The organism is Opitutaceae bacterium (assembly GCA_015075305.1).
Taxonomy (GTDB): Bacteria; Verrucomicrobiota; Verrucomicrobiia; order Opitutales; family Opitutaceae; genus UBA6669.
The window spans coordinates 15,882-32,152 of sequence record JABTUS010000013.1 but is presented as its reverse complement, the minus strand read 5'-3'; the positions used below and the strand labels follow the sequence as shown (position 1 = coordinate 32,152).

The 16,271-nt window shown below is 62.8% G+C and carries 15 protein-coding genes; 8 read left to right on the top strand and 7 right to left on the bottom strand.

What is annotated here, in order from left to right:
* The first annotated feature begins 113 nt into the window (after nt 1-113).
* A complete protein-coding gene (locus HS122_19910) occupies nt 114-590 on the top strand; it encodes a hypothetical protein (protein ID MBE7540661.1) in 477 nt (158 codons plus the stop codon).
* Between the two features lie 28 nt (nt 591-618).
* On the opposite strand, the gene HS122_19905 is transcribed toward HS122_19910, so the two are convergent.
* Entirely contained in the window at nt 619-1,239 is a 621-nt protein-coding gene (locus HS122_19905) for a hypothetical protein (protein ID MBE7540660.1), read from the bottom strand.
* Nucleotides 1,240-1,401: 162 nt separating this feature from the next.
* Here HS122_19905 and HS122_19900 point away from each other — a divergent pair, with 162 nt between their 5' ends.
* Nucleotides 1,402-2,733, top strand: a complete 1,332-nt coding sequence (locus HS122_19900) for an Nramp family divalent metal transporter (GenBank protein MBE7540659.1) — start codon at nt 1,402-1,404, stop codon at nt 2,731-2,733.
* On the opposite strand, the gene HS122_19895 is transcribed toward HS122_19900, so the two are convergent.
* The gene (locus tag HS122_19895; GenBank protein MBE7540658.1) at nt 2,720-3,316 is read right to left on the bottom strand and encodes a YihA family ribosome biogenesis GTP-binding protein; all 597 of its coding nucleotides are present in this window, start codon (nt 3,314-3,316) and stop codon (nt 2,720-2,722) included. The two genes, HS122_19900 and HS122_19895, sit on opposite strands and share 14 nt — an antisense overlap.
* Nucleotides 3,317-3,504: 188 nt before the next feature.
* Between HS122_19895 and HS122_19890 the strand changes: the two genes are divergently transcribed.
* Nucleotides 3,505-4,233 carry an orotidine 5'-phosphate decarboxylase gene (locus tag HS122_19890; GenBank protein MBE7540657.1) on the top strand — a complete coding sequence of 243 codons (729 nt, stop codon included), beginning with the start codon at nt 3,505-3,507 and terminating at the stop codon, nt 4,231-4,233.
* Nucleotides 4,234-4,389: 156 nt separating this feature from the next.
* Entirely contained in the window at nt 4,390-5,235 is an 846-nt protein-coding gene (locus HS122_19885; GenBank protein ID MBE7540656.1) for a hypothetical protein, read from the top strand.
* A 19-nt stretch (nt 5,236-5,254) separates the two neighbouring features.
* Here the strand turns inward: HS122_19885 and HS122_19880 are convergent, their stop codons facing one another.
* The 5 genes from HS122_19880 to HS122_19860 form a co-directional block, all read right to left on the bottom strand.
* Entirely contained in the window at nt 5,255-6,187 is a 933-nt protein-coding gene (locus HS122_19880; protein ID MBE7540655.1) for a 2-dehydro-3-deoxygalactonokinase, read from the bottom strand.
* 3 nt (nt 6,188-6,190) lie between these two features.
* Complete coding sequence (gene dgoD, locus HS122_19875; GenBank protein MBE7540654.1) at nt 6,191-7,309, bottom strand: galactonate dehydratase; 1,119 nt, start codon at nt 7,307-7,309, stop codon at nt 6,191-6,193.
* 64 nt (nt 7,310-7,373) lie between these two features.
* The gene (locus HS122_19870) at nt 7,374-8,675 is read right to left on the bottom strand and encodes an MFS transporter (GenBank protein MBE7540653.1); all 1,302 of its coding nucleotides are present in this window, start codon (nt 8,673-8,675) and stop codon (nt 7,374-7,376) included.
* Nucleotides 8,672-9,706 (bottom strand): D-glycerate dehydrogenase, encoded by a 1,035-nt coding sequence (locus HS122_19865; protein MBE7540652.1) that lies wholly within the window; start codon nt 9,704-9,706, stop codon nt 8,672-8,674. Before HS122_19865 ends, HS122_19870 begins: the two co-directional genes overlap by 4 nt.
* An 81-nt stretch (nt 9,707-9,787) precedes the next feature.
* Nucleotides 9,788-10,771: a LacI family DNA-binding transcriptional regulator gene (locus HS122_19860; protein MBE7540651.1), complete on the bottom strand. Its 984-nt coding sequence runs from the start codon at nt 10,769-10,771 to the stop codon at nt 9,788-9,790.
* Nucleotides 10,772-10,957: 186 nt separating this feature from the next.
* Between HS122_19860 and HS122_19855 the strand changes: the two genes are divergently transcribed.
* The 4 genes from HS122_19855 to HS122_19840 are packed head-to-tail and all read left to right on the top strand — an operon-like array spanning nt 10,958 to nt 16,263.
* Nucleotides 10,958-13,297: a TonB-dependent receptor plug domain-containing protein gene (locus HS122_19855; GenBank protein MBE7540650.1), complete on the top strand. Its 2,340-nt coding sequence runs from the start codon at nt 10,958-10,960 to the stop codon at nt 13,295-13,297.
* Between the two features lie 55 nt (nt 13,298-13,352).
* Nucleotides 13,353-14,966 carry a hypothetical protein gene (locus tag HS122_19850; GenBank protein MBE7540649.1) on the top strand — a complete coding sequence of 538 codons (1,614 nt, stop codon included), beginning with the start codon at nt 13,353-13,355 and terminating at the stop codon, nt 14,964-14,966.
* 26 nt (nt 14,967-14,992) lie between these two features.
* Nucleotides 14,993-15,478 (top strand): YhcH/YjgK/YiaL family protein, encoded by a 486-nt coding sequence (locus tag HS122_19845; protein ID MBE7540648.1) that lies wholly within the window; start codon nt 14,993-14,995, stop codon nt 15,476-15,478.
* The gene (locus tag HS122_19840; GenBank protein ID MBE7540647.1) at nt 15,475-16,263 is read left to right on the top strand and encodes a 2,4-dihydroxyhept-2-ene-1,7-dioic acid aldolase; all 789 of its coding nucleotides are present in this window, start codon (nt 15,475-15,477) and stop codon (nt 16,261-16,263) included. The genes HS122_19845 and HS122_19840 overlap by 4 nt, the downstream gene beginning before the upstream one ends.
* The last annotated feature ends 8 nt before the right edge of the window (nt 16,264-16,271 follow it).

The following is a 16,271-nucleotide window of genomic DNA, read 5'->3' as shown; positions in this document are numbered from 1 at the left end:
AGAATGGCGCCCGCTGGCCCGCCGATTGCGCGATTTTCCCGCACATTTTCAAGTTGCGGGCATGGAATATGCGATGTCTTGTCTGTAACGTTGTCCATAACAGCCATACAGACATGAACAAGAAGAGCAAAACATCAGCAAAGCCTGCCGCCCCACAGGTCAAGAAGAGCAATACACCGCGTGGCGCCACGGCGAAACCGGTCGGGACGAAGCCGGTTAGCAAGGCTGTCGCTCCTCGTAGAAAGTCGGTGCCACCCAAACCGGTTGCGAATGGTTCTGCCGCGGCGCGTGCCGTGCAGGAGGCCAAGGGCGCCGTGGTTGAGTCTGCGCCCGAGGAAATCACGATCACCGCTCAAATCGATGTCGGGTTCGGCAATCAATTGTTCATTCGAGGCGAAGGTGCAGGATTGACCTGGAGCTCCGGGGTGCCGCTCGAATGCGCCTACGATGACCAGTGGACCATCAAGCTGACGCCTGCGTACGGAAAGGTGGAGTTCAAGCTGCTGCTGAACGACCTGACCTGGAGCATTGGAGAGAACTTTGTGGCGCTGCCTGGAGCGAATCTGGTTCTTGCTCCGATCTTCAGCTGAGGATCCCTCGGTCGGAGAAGAGATGCCCCTAATCCTCTGAATCATCGATCTCTGGCGGCTTGATCTCTCTCAAGAGGCGGTCCAGCTCCGTCTGGGTTGGGTTGCGGATGGAAAGCACCGTGAGAAAGGCTTCGCCTGCGGGCAGGCGGGCCTTGATGCGTGCATTGACAGGCTGACCCAGCAGAACGGCCGCAAGCGGCGAATTGTGAGGCAGGCACTCGATTCCTGAATCCGGATCGCTGGCGGTTTCGCCATGCGTGGTGACCAGGAATGTGAAGCGATGTCTGCGGTTGGAGGCGACATCCTGCTTCTCAATCGCGGCCACATGCCCGAGTTGCAGGGTGTCGGTGGCCTTCGTGAGCCAGGATGCCGTGTCGACCTCGATGAAGGTGTTGCGCGCCACGAATCGATCGAGCGCCATCATCTTCCGATCGACGGCGCGGATCGCCTCCTTGGCGGCCTTGAATCCGAAGTTTTCGCGAAGGTCACCCTGGCTGTGGGCCTCGACCTTGTCCCTGACCAAGTCGACCCGTTTCGCCTTCAGCGCCTCAAATTCCCCGGCGAGGACGCGGTTGTAGCCGCGCCGGACATAGATCGTGGCGGGTTGAGGCGCAGCCTGTCTGAAAATCCGTTTTCGAGAAAGTGCCATTCAGGAGCCGCCAGAAAGACGGGCGGCTGCGGGAAAGGCAATCGCGCACGACTTGGTGAGTTTGCCGAGACACTTGGGGGGAAAGGCTCGACTATCTTCAATGCGAACAGGATTACCCCTTGTGTCGCCGATGAAACGCGCAACGCTGGCGCGCTACCCTCCATGGTATCCCAGCCTGCCTCAGACATCCAACCGGCACCCACTTCGTTGAAGGGATTGATCAGGCAGTTGGGGCCCGGCCTCATCATCACGTCGATCATTGTCGGCTCGGGAGAACTGATCGTGACGCCGAAGCTCGGGGCCGAGGTGGGCTTCAGGCTGCTTTGGTTCATCATCCTCGGGTGTCTGCTCAAGGTTTTCGTTCAGATCGAGCTGGGGCGTCATGCCGTTACGAGAGGCGTGACGACACTCGAGGCGTTGAACAGGCTGCCTGGTCCGCGCCTGGTGGTCTCGTGGGTCCTCTGGATCTGGCTGGGCATGTACGTCTGCCTTGTGCCCCAGGTGGCGGGCATGGTGGGCGGCGCGGCGACTGCGTTTCAACTGGCCGGCCTGAAGGTGGCGGTGGAGCCGCTCGCAATCGTGATCGGCATGAGCTGCGCGGTGCTGCTGGTGATCGGGAGGTATCGACTGGTGGAGATTGCCTCCACCGCGATGGTCGCCGGATTTACGATAACGACCGTCGTTGCGGTGGTCGCGCTGCAGTCCACCCCCTACGCAATCACGGCTTCACAAATGGCCGGCGGCTTCTCGTTCAAGCTGCCTGCGGATCTCGCGACGGCATTTGGATGTTTTGGGCTGATTGGGGTCGGGGCCTCGGAGCTGATTTATTACCCGTACTGGTGTCTCGAGAAAGGCTACGGAAGGCGGCTTGGGCCTGATGACGGCACGGACGAATGGCAGACGCGCGCGAAGGCCTGGCTGCGCGTGATGCGCATCGATGCCTGGACATCGTTCGTCCTCTATACCTCGACGACGGTGGCGTTCTATCTCCTCGGCGCGGCTGTTCTCCACGCGAAGAACATGACTGTCGAGAACACGCACATGATCGAGACGCTCTCGCACATGTACCGGACCACGTTCGGGGAGTGGAGCCTGTGGCTCTTTGTTGTCGGAGCCCTAGCGGTGCTGTACTCCACTATCTTTGGAGGAACCGCATCGAACGCCCGGCTGCTGGCCGATGCGCTTGGATTGTGGGGATTGAAGCGGTATCGTGACGACGCGGATCGGAGAAAATGGGTCAAGATTGGCTGCGTGGTGCTGCCCATCTGTTTCACCGCGGTTTTCATCTGGGCGGGCAATCCCGTGCATCTGGTGTTCGTTGGCGCCATTGCCCAGGGCATGATGCTGCCGTTCCTTGCGGGGGCCGCGCTCTACTTCCATTTCACGAATCCCCATCGCGCCCTGCGCGCACGCCCGCTTTCGCTTCTCGGTCTGCTCATGGCCGCCGCGGCGATGGGGTCGCTCGGCGTCTATCAGGTGGTCACGGCGTTCTGATCGCCTCCTGGATCGCCGCGAGAATCTCCGATCTACCCTGATTCGAGATCGTGGAGCTTTGAAAGCACGGCGGCGTGGTGCATCCGCGAAGCATCAGGCTGTTCATGAACGCCGCGATGCCTGCGCGCGTACGGGTTGGCGATTGCTTGTCGACCTTGGTGAAGATCAGGGAGTAGTCGAGGCCGATGTGCCGGACCCAGTCCAGGAATTCGAGGTCGATCGCCTGGGGTTCCAGCCGCGAGTCGATCAGCACAAAGATGCGGTGGAGGTTTTCGCGCTGTTCGAGGTAGGCGTTCACCGCGTCACTGAAGTCTGCCCGCTGTGATTTCGCTACCTTCGCATAGCCGTAGCCGGGAAGATCCACGAGCAGCCATGAGCCGTTGATGCGAAAAAAATTCATCAGCACGGTTTTGCCCGGAGTCGCTGACACCTTGGCGAGGTCGCGGCGGCCGGTCAGCATGTTGATCAGCGAGGATTTTCCGACATTGGATCGTCCGATGAAGGCGATCTCGGGCAGGCGGGTTCGCGGCGCGTCGGCGAGGCTGGGCGCGCTCGCCAGAAACTCTGCGGATTTGATTTTCATGGGAAGTGTGGGTCGGTGCCGGATCGCCGGGGTGGTTGTGACGGTCCCCGAATGAATGTGCAAGAAATGCCAAGCGGGAACGCGTCAGGCCCTGGGCCGCGATGCACCACGACTCGGAATGGGCAAAAATTTCATCGCGTGGCGGCGGTCTGCTGATGTAGCCAGTAAGACGAGACTGTCATCCCACCATGCGCCCCATTGTACAAATCTCCCTGGACATCACTGATCTTGACGAGGCGGTCCGCACCGCGGAAGTCGCCGTGCAGGCGGGCGTGGACTGGCTGGAGGCGGGGACCCCGCTGATTCTGGCGGAGGGTCTGCACGGGGTGCGACGGCTGCGCGAGAGGTTTCCGACGAAGCCCATCGTAGCTGACCTGAAGACGATGGATGGAGGATACCTGGAGGCCGAGATGATGGCAAAGGCGGGAGCCACGCATGTGGTGGTCATGGCGCGCGCGCACAGGGAGACGCTGCGCTGCGTGGTCAAGGCGGGCCGTGACTACAATGTGAAGGTGATGGGCGACAATCTGGGCTGTGAGGACTGGGTGGCTGGCGCGCGGTTGCTGGAGGACTTTGGATGCGACTATGTGATTCATCACATTGGCTATGACGAACGCCGGGGAATCGCGGCGTCCGGGCGTCGCATGCCGAGTCCGCTCGACAATCTGCGCGAGGTTGTCGCAGCGGTCAGCGTGCCCGTGCAGGCGGTCGGCGGCCTCACGCTGGAGCAGGCCATGCTGACTCCGGGCTATGGTGCTCCGCTCGTCGTGCTTGGCGCGCCTCTTACCGTGGACGCCGACCAGTTCAAGACGGCGAACGGAGACCTGGGTTCGATCCTGAGTCAGATTTGCGAACGTGTTCACGGCTACGGCGACGTGCCGGTCGGCAGGGGGCGGGGGCCTGCCGTGCTATCATAACATGTCAGACCGGTTGCCAGCGTTGACAGGTGTTTCACGATGGAGCCGGAGTTGTGCGGCGCTTTCCATCGGCTCAAGGATGCAAACACGGTCCCTTGGCGAATGTTTGGCGCCCCCATCCCTTCGTCCCGAAATCTTCAACCTCCTTCCAAAGCAATGAATCCCTGGCACTCCAGTCTCGCGGCAGCATTAATCCTTTCCAGCGTGGTCTGGGCGGACGACAGCGTACCCGGGCCGGACGGGTGGCGGTTCGAGGAGATCCGGCGCTTCACGGCTTCCGAGGCAAGGCAGGGCGTGGCTGCAGATCAGGATTTCCTGTATGTCATTTCCAATCACGACATCGGCAAGTATCGCAAGACGACGGGTGAGCGTGTGGCGACCTGGAGCTGTCCGGAGGGTCAGCCGCTGACGCATGTCAACGCGGGTGTCGTATTTATCGGCCAACTACACGGTGCCCATTCCAATTATCCCGGTGTTCCGCATGTGAGCTCGGTCGAGCTTTGGAATCCGGCGACCCTGAAGCATGTCGGGGCGATCAGCCTGGGGCGGACGGACGGTTCACTCACCTGGATCGACCGGCGGGCCGATCACTGGATAGCCTGCTTCGTCCACTATGCCGGACGCGGTGGAGAACCCGGGCGCGGGCCGGAGTGGACGCGGCTGGCGGAGTTCACCGATGACTGGGCCCCAACCGGACGCGGGTGGGTGTTTCCCCCGGATTTGATTGCCTATCTCGGAAAGCGCGGCTTCGGCATTTCGGGCGGTGCAATCGGGCCTGGTGGTTTCCTCTTCGTGACCGGCCACGATGAGAAGGCGCTTTGTGTTCTCGAGTTTCCGGATGCGGGATCGACCCTGAAGTGGGTCGCCACGGTGCCTGTGACGGCGGAGGGCCAGGCGTTTGCGTGGGATCCGATTGAGCCAGGCGTGATTCACATGATCCTCAAGCGGGAGAGAATGGTCATCACCGGCCGGATTTCCCGGTCATCACCGGCGGGCAACTAGTCGGCTCCGGACCGCGGTCCTACAGGCCCGTTGACAACTGCAGGTGGCCGCGAATCAACGCCTGCGCCATTTCCCGCGGCTCAATGGGAATGAAACTCTCCCTCCGCCGGATCGTGCGAAGGGCGAGTCGGTAGCGGGGAGCGAGCGCGGGGCCTGCACCGAGTACCACAGGCACGCCGGACGGCAGGCAGACGATTTCTGAACCTATCAGCACGCCGCTGAGAAAATCTGCGGTGTGCTCACGAGGCATGAGCCCCAGAACGGTTCTCGCCCGTGCTTTGAAAAGGGCCGGCCCCATGCCCAGTTGCCGCGCTGCCAGGACGCCCGCGCGAAATGATCGAGGCGAAAACTTTTCGTTCATGGCGCCGCCGAACGTGCTGTGTTTCAAAGCGAGCGAAAAAAGCTCCCCGGTCGGGTGCGTGACGAAATCGGTTATGCGGTTCCTTTTCAGGCGAACATGCTTGGAATGGGTGCCCGGAAGCACGACCAGGCAGTCCCGTGCGAGAACCTGACGACGCCCCGCTGCGAAAAGCCCGGCAAGCTCACATTCCTCGCCGCGCATGACATCGCAGTCCGCCCGCAGGCCTGAGACAAACCTCACCTTGCGGCCGTCGATGCGGCGGTCGCCGGTCACAAAGTCGCTGCCGGAGACATGCGCCGGCAGGCCTGCGTAGCCGAGAGGCAGCCAGCCAATGGTGGAGCAGGCCATTCCCGAAATGACCAAGGGAATGCTCCTTTGCTGGGCGACACCGATCGCTTCGAGCGCATGCGCCAGGACGGCGCGAAACGCCGCCCGCCTCGCGGTGACGCTGGGGCTGGCGCTGGCGATCGGCTGGGCGCCGTCTGCCGTTGCATGCTCAGTCTGAACGCGGCCGTTTCCCCGGCTTACCAGTCGCAGGCGGAAACTCGAAGTACCCCAGTCGCACGAGAGCAGCAAATCGCCGGTGCTCATGATCTACCACTCCGCAAATGCGTTGTCCTCGGCGGTGTATCGAGGATTGTGCCAGACGCCGTCAAATTTCTCCGCAGCGAGTTTCTTTTCATCAATTTCGACGCCCAGGCCGGGGGCTTCGGGCACCTTCAGGAATCCGGCTTCGAGCACGAATGGCTTGGTCAGGAGCGATTCGCCGAGGGTGACGTGCTCCTGGATCAGAAAATTGGGGCAGGCCGCGTCGATTTGCAGGGATGCGGCCAGGCCGACCGGGCCGACCGGGCAGTGCGGGGCGACGAGTATGTCGCGCGATTCGGCGAGTGCGGCGATGCGGCGCGTCTCGGAAATTCCCCCGGCGTGTGCGAGGTCGGGCTGGGCAACGCTGATCGCGCGGCGATCGAGAAGGGGCTGAAAATCCCAGCGATTGAAAAGGCGTTCACCGGCGGCGATGGGGATCCGGGTCGATTCCGCGATCAGTCGCATGCCTTCCGGATCGCCGGGAAGAATGGGTTCCTCGATGAACAGCGGATGAAATTCCTCGAGGCGGCCGATCAGGCGTTTGGCATCGGCGAACGTCAGACGACCGTGGAAGTCGGCTGCGATGTCGACATCTGGCCCGACCAGTTTCCGCAGGTCCTTGAACCGGGTGACGGCGGTCTCAATCGCGGAGAGCGACGAAACCGGGCGCATCTGACCGGTGGCGTTGTACTTGAATGCGGTCAGACCCCGGCGGTCGCGCAGGTCGCGAACCGAATTGACGTAGTCGTCGGCGGTGCCCGCGTCCGTCCAGGCATACATGCGGATCCTGTCGCGAACGCGTCCGCCCAGCAGTTGATGCACTGGAGTCCCGAGGCTCTTTCCAAGGATGTCCCAGAGTGCGATGTCTATTCCGGCGATGGCCGAGCCGTGGACGGGGCCGCCGCGATAGAAACTTCCGCGGTGCAGCGTCTGCCAGATGTGCTCGATGCGGCGCGGGTCCTGGCCGATCAGCCAGCCGGACATTTCGCGGACCATCGTTTCCACGGTGAGCGAGCGGGCCTCAAGCGTCGCTTCACCCCAGCCGCTGAGTCCGGAGTCGGTGTGCACGCGGACGAGGAGCCAGCGGGGGCGGACGTGGAAAGTCTCCAATCGTGTGATCTTCATGGCGTCTTGTTCAGAAAGGGAGCAGGGCGGTGTCAGGCGCGAATTTCAACAAGCGAAGCAGGCATCAACAGGATGAGCCGGGCTTCTTTCCGGCGAGCGCATGACCGAGGATTCCTCCGAGGAAGAGCGCGAGCGCTATGAGCAGGAGTGCGAGCTGGTAGCTCCCGCGGTGGTCGCGAATCCAGCCCATCGCTGGGGGCAGACCCACGCCGGCGAGGTTGGCGACGGAATTGATGAGGGCGATGGCCCCCGCCGCGGCAACGCCGCCTGCCAGGTATTCCGTGGTCACCGCCCAGAAGACAGGTGTCACGGCCCAGTTGAATCCCACGGCAAGCACCAGGAGAACATAGGCGAAGGTGAGGTTGCTGCTGGTTGTTGCCACGGCCAGCAGGATTCCCGAGACCATGAGGGGAAGTCCCAGATGCCAGCGCCGCTCTCCGGTGCGATCGGAATGCCGGCCGTTCACGTACATGAAAATGCAGGCGAAGATGAACGGCAGGGCGGAGTAGAGGCTCACCAGAAAATTGCTGGCGTTCGAGAGGCTCTTCAGGATCTGCGGCAGGAAAAGCGTAACACCGATGGTGCCGAACGCCTGGAGAAGCCAGAACAGGCTCAGGAGCCAGACCCGGCTGTCGCTGAAGGCGCGCCGCCAGCCAGCGGCGTGTGATTTGGCGGCAGGGGCTGCGGCGGACTCATCCGCGATCGTGTTTTCCAGCCAGTCCGCCTGATCGCGTGAAAGCCATCGGGCCTTCGAGGGCCGGTCAGGCAGGTAGTAGAAAACCGCGACACCGAGAATCATGGCGGGTATTCCCTCGAGAAAATAGAGCCAGCGCCACCCTGAGAAGCCATGCCAGCCGTCGAGCCCCAGGAGCGCTCCGGAGAGAGGGAGCCCGACGACCGAGGCAAGCGCCGCCGCGATGTAGAAATAGGAGAGCGCACCGGCGCGGTGGCGGGACGGGTACCAGCGGCTCAGGTAGTAGATGATGCCTGGGGTGAAGCCCGCTTCCGCGGCGCCGAGGAGGAGCCGCATCGTGTAGAGCTGACCGGCGGTGTGGATGAACGCCATGCCGGCGGCGATCATTCCCCAGGTAAGCATGATGCGGGCGATCCAGCGTCGCGCGCCCACGCGGGCCAGGATGATGTTGCTGGGGACCTCGAAGAGAATGTAGGTGACGTAGAAGAGGCCGGCACCGAGTCCATACATGCGGGCGCTCAACCCAAGATCGGCGTTCATCTGAAGTGCTGCGACTGAAATGTTCGCCCGGTCGATGTAGGCGACCAGGTAAAGCAGCATCAGGAATGGCAGCAGGCGAAAGCTGATCTTCCGAATGAGTTCGGGTTCATGGACGGATGAAGTGCTCATCATTTGGGATTGGCCGAGGGTTTGGAGCCGCGCCATTTCCGGAGGGAACCGGCGGAGGGGTTGTTCTTGAGATTATCAGGCCGTTGTCCAGAGAGGACTCGCGCAACAGCCCTCGCGCAGGTGAGCGACGAATGTCTGCGGCTTTCCACCGTGCCTCCACCAATGTGAGGTGTGAGCAGCGTATTGGGCAGCCGGCGCAATGCCAGCGGCACGCGAGGCTCGTCGGCAAACACATCGAGCGCGGCACCGGCGAGCCGCCCTGACTCAAGGGCTGAAATCAGTGCCGGCTCATCAACAACCTGTCCGCGGGACACATTGACCAGGCAGGCCCCCGGCTTCATCCGCCGGAGTCTTTGCTCGTCGATCAATGCGCGCGAATCCTCGTTCAAGGGGACATGGAGGGACACAATGTCGGATCGGGCCAGGAGCTGTTCGAGAGGCGTGTATCCAGCATCCCGCGACGGGGTGCGCCGGTAGTGGATGACCTCCAGGCCGAATCCCGCCGCGCGCCGTGCGACCGCCTGGCCGATGGCGCCGTAGCCGACGAGGCCGAGAACCTTTCCGCGCAGCAGCGCTCCGTCCCACGCACCGGGCTGGAAGCTGCGCCATTGACCCCGGCGCACGTAGCGATCCGCCTCATTGAGCCGCCGCAGGAGGGATATTATCGCCCCGAGCGTGTAGTCGGCCGTTGCCTCGACGAAGTAATCCGGCGCATTTGTGGCGAAGACGCCCTGGCGTTCCATGCGGGCGAGGTCCAGCTTGTCGACTCCGACCGACGCACTGGCGACAATGCGCAGGTGGGGGGCGCGCTCCAGGATCTCGGCATCCACCTGCAGTTCTCCGCGGCAGATGATGGCCGCAACTTTTGGGGCCCATCGAAGGACCTCGGACCTGGGCATCGTGTTGCCGCCGCCGGGACCAACGAGCAGCCGGGCGATGCCGCGCAGGGGAGCCAGCTCCTCGCGGCGCGTTTCGGATGTCACCAGGACAAGTGGGAGGGGAGCGGAGCGCCGGGCGCCGGGGTGTTTTGGCATACGATGCAAAGTGGACGATGATTCCCAGCGGGCCGCCCCTGACAATTCCCGGGGGCTGCTATGATAACATTCGATGCGATTTCAACGGGGGCGTATGCTGGGTCCATCGATCCACGCGGGCTCGATAAGGACCTGCCGCGCGACGGCCGGCACACCCCGCTCGTTGTTGAGGAGCTGCGTCGCCAGGAGGTCCATGGCGGCGCCAATGACGTCCGGGCGGCGGTGATCGATGCCTGCATGGTGCGGGCAGCGCTCGATCCAGTCGTGGACGACGAATCCGCAGTCCCCGGGGATGCTCAGCCCCAGATCCCCTGTCAGCCAATCCGGGACGTAGGTGTCAAAGGAGATGACGACGTCGGGCCGGTGGCGGCGGAACCAGGTGCAGAAGTAGCGCTTGTCCTCGGCGATGTTGTTCTTGGGAAAGAGCAGGAGCGGCACCCGGTCGGCGGGCCTGATCAGGCGCTGATGGTTGAGCATCGCGCCCGTGTAGGTGTGGTCGGAGCGGGCGTCGATCCATTCGGACACGGCGAGGCCGATGCGGCGGTAGCCGCGGTCGGCGAGTTCGCGGGTCGCCTTGAGGATGCCGCGGGTCATGTTGGTGCTTGCGCGATGCAATCCCGGGTTGGGAAGGCCGTAGCCGAGCGTCACGGCGGCGAAACCCGAGTAGTCCATTTCGCGCCCGATGCTCCGGGATGACTGCGGCGAGACGATCAGGCCCTCGATGCCGCGTGCATCCAGGATCTGGCGCAGCCGTTCCGGGGACATCTTGGCGCGGTCGAGCCGGAACTCCTCTGCGCGGTAGCCGTAGCGCGCCGCGTGGTGGCTGATGTCGCGCAGCGGAGCGTAGTGGTAGGCGGAGTCGAGCAGGTCGTCGCCCTGGTGATAGTCGCGCAGCACGGCGACGACCGCCTCGGAATCCTTGTGGCGATGGCTGCGGACCCTGGCCATCAGCCGCGCCATGTAGGGATCAGGCGCGTACCCCGCCTTTCTTGCGGCGTTCACGATGAGGCGTCGCGTGGCGGGGGCGACGTTCGGGTGGTTCCGCATGGCTCGTGACACCGTCATGGCCGAAACGCCGCAGGCGGCGGCGACCTCATGAAGACTGGCTCGGGAGGGGCGGGAGTTCACTGGACGTTATCATAACACGTCGTCCGGTTTGCGCGTCAACCGCGCATTCGCATGGATGCGTGCCACAGCGATCCCCGTCCGATGGCCGGACTGGATCGCGCGACCGCAAACCACTGCAACCCCATGAAATCGCACACCTCATACGGGAATGGAATATCCCGCGCAAAAATCCTGCGGACCCTCCTTCTCGCCGTGCTGCCGGCGATCGCCGGAGAAGCCGCCGCACAGACTGTTTCAAGCACCGCACCCGACGACAAGGATGTGATCACCCTGACGCCCTTCTCGGTTGAAGCGAAGGAGGACGCCAGCGGCTATGGCGTGACATCGGCGACGTCGGTCACGCGCCTGAACACGCCTTTGCGGGACATCCCGCAGACGGTCAACATTGCGAGCGAGCGCATGATCAAGGAACTGGCGGCGCCGACACTGGGCGAGGCCGTTGCGTTTCTCCCGGGCGTCACGGTGCGCAATGGCGGACAGGACCAGTTTCAGGTCCGGTCGATCGATGTCTTCAGCCAGTTCAGAAACAGCTTCCGCTACACCTCCGGCCAGTCGATGCAGTTCCGAAAGGACATGGCCAACATCGACCGCATTGAGGTGATCAAGGGGCTCGGCTCGGCGACCACGGGGCGTGGCGAGGCGGGGGGCGTCGTGAATCTGGTCACCAAGAAGCCGCAGAAGAAGCGGATGAATTCCGTGAGCTTCACGATCGACGACTTCAGCTACAACAAGAGCGTGCTCGACAGCACCGGACCGCTCACCTCCGACGGGCGGGTGCTCTACCGGGCGATAGCCTCCTACACGGGCGGCGAGATCTACCTTCCCAACGAACGCTATGACACGTTTGCGTTCTTCCCCTCCGTCCATGTGCAGCTCACGGACCGGACGGACCTGCTGGTCGAGGGAACGCTGCAGTCAGGCCGGACGCCGTCGGCGGAGTTTTTCGAGATCCAGGATGAAATGCAGTTCTTCTACCGGGCGCCGAACGGACAGGTCTTCCGGACCTTTCCGCAGGACGGTGCGCTTCACAAGACGCGCATGCTGCCGCAGGACACGCCCCAGACGGCATCGTGGGTCAAGCCCGATGCGCAGGACTACGAAGTGCTGACCCAGGTCAACCACAAGTTCAACGACTGGCTTTCGACCCGGCAGGGCGTCCTCTGGGTGAAGACAGAGGTTGACCGCGAGCTGACGCGCCTGCGCGGATTCGGGAACTACATCTTCGACCCGGCCAATCCGCTCGGTCCGCCGATCGACTGGACCATGGCGCTGCGGCACGACACCACGGAGCGCGACACCGAATTTGTGTCCTACCAGGGCGATTTCCTGATGGAATACAATTTTGCGAAGATGTCGCACCAGACTCTCGTGGGATATGAATACACGAAGCGCGACATTTTTGACCGGTTCAAGCGCGCCAATACGGGCGGCATTTTTCGCATACTCGACAACAGTGCCTTTCTCAACCTGAAGCGGAGCGATCTGCCGGCGCAGAGGGTCTCGACGGAGGAGACGCGGGACGTTGAGGAGACGTCGTTCTATGTGCAGCACACCGTGAAAGCATGGGAGGATCGCCTGCAGGTCACCGGAGGATGGCGCTATGACAAGATCGAGGAGGACATCCACAATTTGATGAACAACAGCTTCACGGCGTCGCGCCCGGAGCCAACGGACAAAACCTGGCGGGTCGGCGCCGGATACCGGCTGTTCTCCGGGGCCAATCTCTTTGCGGTCCATGCGGAGCAACAGGATCCGGAGCGGAATGTGCTCCGCTATCCCGAGGGAACGTTTGGAGTGGCGGGCCGGGATCCCGCGGCGCGGGTCGCGGCATCGCGCACGGTGGAGCTCGATGAGATCGGCATCAAGTCGGAGCTGTTTGGCGGCAAGTACACCTTCAATGTCTCCTACTACAAGATTCTCGAGGGAAGCGACATCCGCTCGGTGAATTTCCGCACCAACCGCAATGACGAGCTGAGCCCGTTGTACAACTGGCGCGAGAACGTGGTGGATCCGAGTTCCACGGCGGAGGGGGTGGAGTTCGAGTTGTCGGGGGCGCCGACGGACAGGCTCTCGTTCTATGCGTCGGGTGCGTTTGCGCACACTGCGATATTCGCCGTCCAGTCCGATCAGACGGTCGTGAAGCGGAGGCAGCGCGGGGACACGCCTGTGCGCCTGAATTTCATGGGCAGCTATCTTGGCTACAGAAGCCCGGTCTGGTCGGTTTACTTCCAGAATGCCTTTGGCTACACCGATGATGTGGTGCTCAACCCCGACAACATCGTGCTGCAGAGCGGCAGCCTGCGCTGGGATGTTGGCGTGCGAGTTCTGCGCAAGCAGGGAAGGGGATCCTGGGATGCGCAGTTTCGCGTGCAGAACGTCCTGGATCAGCGCGTCGTCACGGGCACGGCAAACAGCGGAACGTCGCCGCGACGGGTTGTGTTCTCCCTTGAGCGGAGATTCTGATTGGCGCAGTCACGCCTTCCCGTCCGGTCATTCAACCAATTCTCCCGAATCCGCCATGGCACCAACACTGCTCCGAAATCTCTGTCTGCGGCTCCGCCTGTGCGTGATCCCGGGCGCGTGCGTCGCTGCGCTTGCTCTGGAAGCGGCCTCCACTTCACAGCGTCTCCCGCTGCTCATGCCGGATGATTTCGAATCGTTGCAGCTCGTCTCCTGGCGGGTTGAGCTGGGCGTGCCCGATCCAGGGAATCCCCTGCTTGAGCCGGGGAGGCCATGGGATGCGGGAGGGATCATGGCGCATGGCACGGTCCTGCATGATCCGATCGACGGAAAGTGGAAGGCCTGGCAGGTTTCAACGCCGGCGGAAGTGAGGCTTGATGGACTCACCACCATTCACGAGCAGCAGCGCCGCCTCACCTATCTTGAGAGCGGGGATGGTGTGCACTGGGTTCGACCCGAGCTGTCATTCGTTCGCTGGCCGGGCTACGACAGGACCAACATCCTGTTTGATTTGGATTCGGGAGGGACGTCGGTTTACGCATCGGTCCTCGTCGATCCAACGAACAAGGAATGGCCCTACGAAATGTTTGTCATGCGCGGGCCGCTCTACGGCGGGATGAAGGAGAACAAGGTTGGCCATCTGCCGGGTCCCCAGGAACGCCTGGGCACCTACCGCTACCATTCGAAGGATGGGAAGAGCTGGATCCTGACCGAGGGGCCGCTGCATGCGGCGACCGGAGGAGGAGGAGATGTGTCCTATGTCTATCGCGACTCTCCCGGCGGCCCCTACTACTCCTACTTCAAGGTCTACCCGAAACTTCGGGAGGGCGACCGGATCATCACGTACGACAACAATCCGCGAGGCGGTCTGCGCAGCGTCGCCCGCCGCTCGAGTCCGGACGGAACGCATTGGGGGGATGAAACGCTGGTGCTCACGCGCGACTGGCGGGATCCCGACTACGCGCAGTTTCTGGAAGTCTGCCCGGTCAAGGTGGAAGGCGGTTATGTGGCGCTGGTGAACTACTATGATGCGGCGATTCAGACCATGAGCCTCGAACTCGCCGCGTCGCGCGACGGATTTCACTGGTGGCGACCCGATCGCCGTGCCGCGCTCCCCAATCCGGCCCTGGGCGACTACGGTGGCGGCATGATGTGGCAGATGCATCATCCGATCGTCGAAGGCGGAAAAATGTTCGTTTACTACGCAGGCTCGGAGGGCATTCACGGCGAGATATTTGACACGCGTTTCAAGCCGCGCATCGAGGTTGGCAATGAAACCGTGATCGGCTACCAGACGCCGACGCTGCCGTTCAACACCGCCTTGTGCCGCGCCTCGTGGGACTTTGACAGGCTGTATGCTCTGGTATCCTCGGCGGGGGGGGCGACAGTGGGGGAGGCTGTCACGCGACCGATGCGGCTGGCGGGCAGCCGGGTCGCGGTCAATGTCCATGTCAAACAGGGTGGGTCGCTTCGTGCGGAGCTTCAGGACGAGGCCGGTCGGGCCTGCCCCGGTTTTTCACTGGAGGACTGCACGCCGGCGACCGGAGACCAGCGGCGTGCCACGTTTCGCTGGAAGGGCGGCGAGCGGGCTCCGGCGGGTGCGAGCAGGATCCGATTCGAGCTGCATCGCGCCTTTCTGTACGGGTACGCCGCGACGGGCGGTGATTCCTGACATCGAATGCCCGTGACGAACCTGGCATGATTTGCGGTCAACTGCGCGACTTTGAGGACCTTGGGCTGGATGCCTGCGGTGCAGCGGCGGTGCGAGCGGTCGCCTGGATCAGGTCGCTGCCGCCGGAACCGAAGGAAGGGAGCTTCGACATCGGCGACGGGATGCGCGCATTGATCCTCCGCTATGCGACGGTGATTGAATCCTCCGCCCGCTTTGAAACGCACCGGAGGCACGTGGATCTTCAATACACCCTCGCGGGAGGCGAGGTGATCGAGTGGTGTCCGAGGGGATTGCTTAAGCCTTTTGGCGACTATGATGAGACCCGGGACCTCATTTTCTATGATTCGCGGTCCCCAGCGGGGCGGGTGGTTGCGGAGCCTGGCATCTTTTCGCTCTTCACCCCGTTGGACGCCCACCGCGGTGGCGTGAGGATTGACAGTGCCACGGTTGAGGTTCTGAAACTGGTCGTGAAGATTCCCGTTAAGGACTTTCTCATTCCTAGATTTCCATGACTGCAATTCCAACCCGACCCAATCTCCGCAGGCGCCTTCGCGAAGGACGAACCATCCTCGGAAGCTGGCTCAACAGCGGGAGTCCGATGCTCGCGGAGCTGATGGCATCCTGCGGGTTCGACTTCCTCTGTGTGGACAGCGAACACTCGGCGGTGGATCTTCCCGAGGCACAGCGCCTTTTCCAAGCGATTCGTTCGGGCAACCCCGCCTGCGGAGCGCTTGTGCGGTTGCACGGGGTGGACTATGCCTGGGTCAAGCGGTACCTCGACGCCGGTGCCGACGGCGTGGTCGCCCCCTTGGTTCGAACCGCAGCGGAAGCCAGTCTGCTTGTGCAGGCGTGCAAGTACCCGCCGGTCGGGCTTCGTGGCGTCGGGTTCTGTCGTGCGAACGGTTATGGACTCCGGGTCGAGGATGAACTGGTGCGCGCGAACGAGGAGGTGCTGGTCGCCGTCCAGATCGAGCACATTGATGCCGTCGATGCGATCGACGAGATTCTCTCGGTGCCCGGCATCGACGCGGTGTTCATCGGACCCTACGACCTGACGGCTTCCATGGGGATTCCCGCGCAGTTCTCGCACCCCGACTATCTGGCTGCGAAAGCCAGGATTCTCGCCGCATGCACGCGCAACCGGATTGTCCCGGGCATTCATGCCGTGCCGTCCGATCCTGATGCTGCCGAAAAGCTGCTTCGGGAAGGCTATCGGTTCGTTGCCTACAGCCTGGACATCACAATGATCGCCACGGCCTGCACGACGGCCCTTGCGCGCCTGCGCGACATGACTTGACCTGAGCC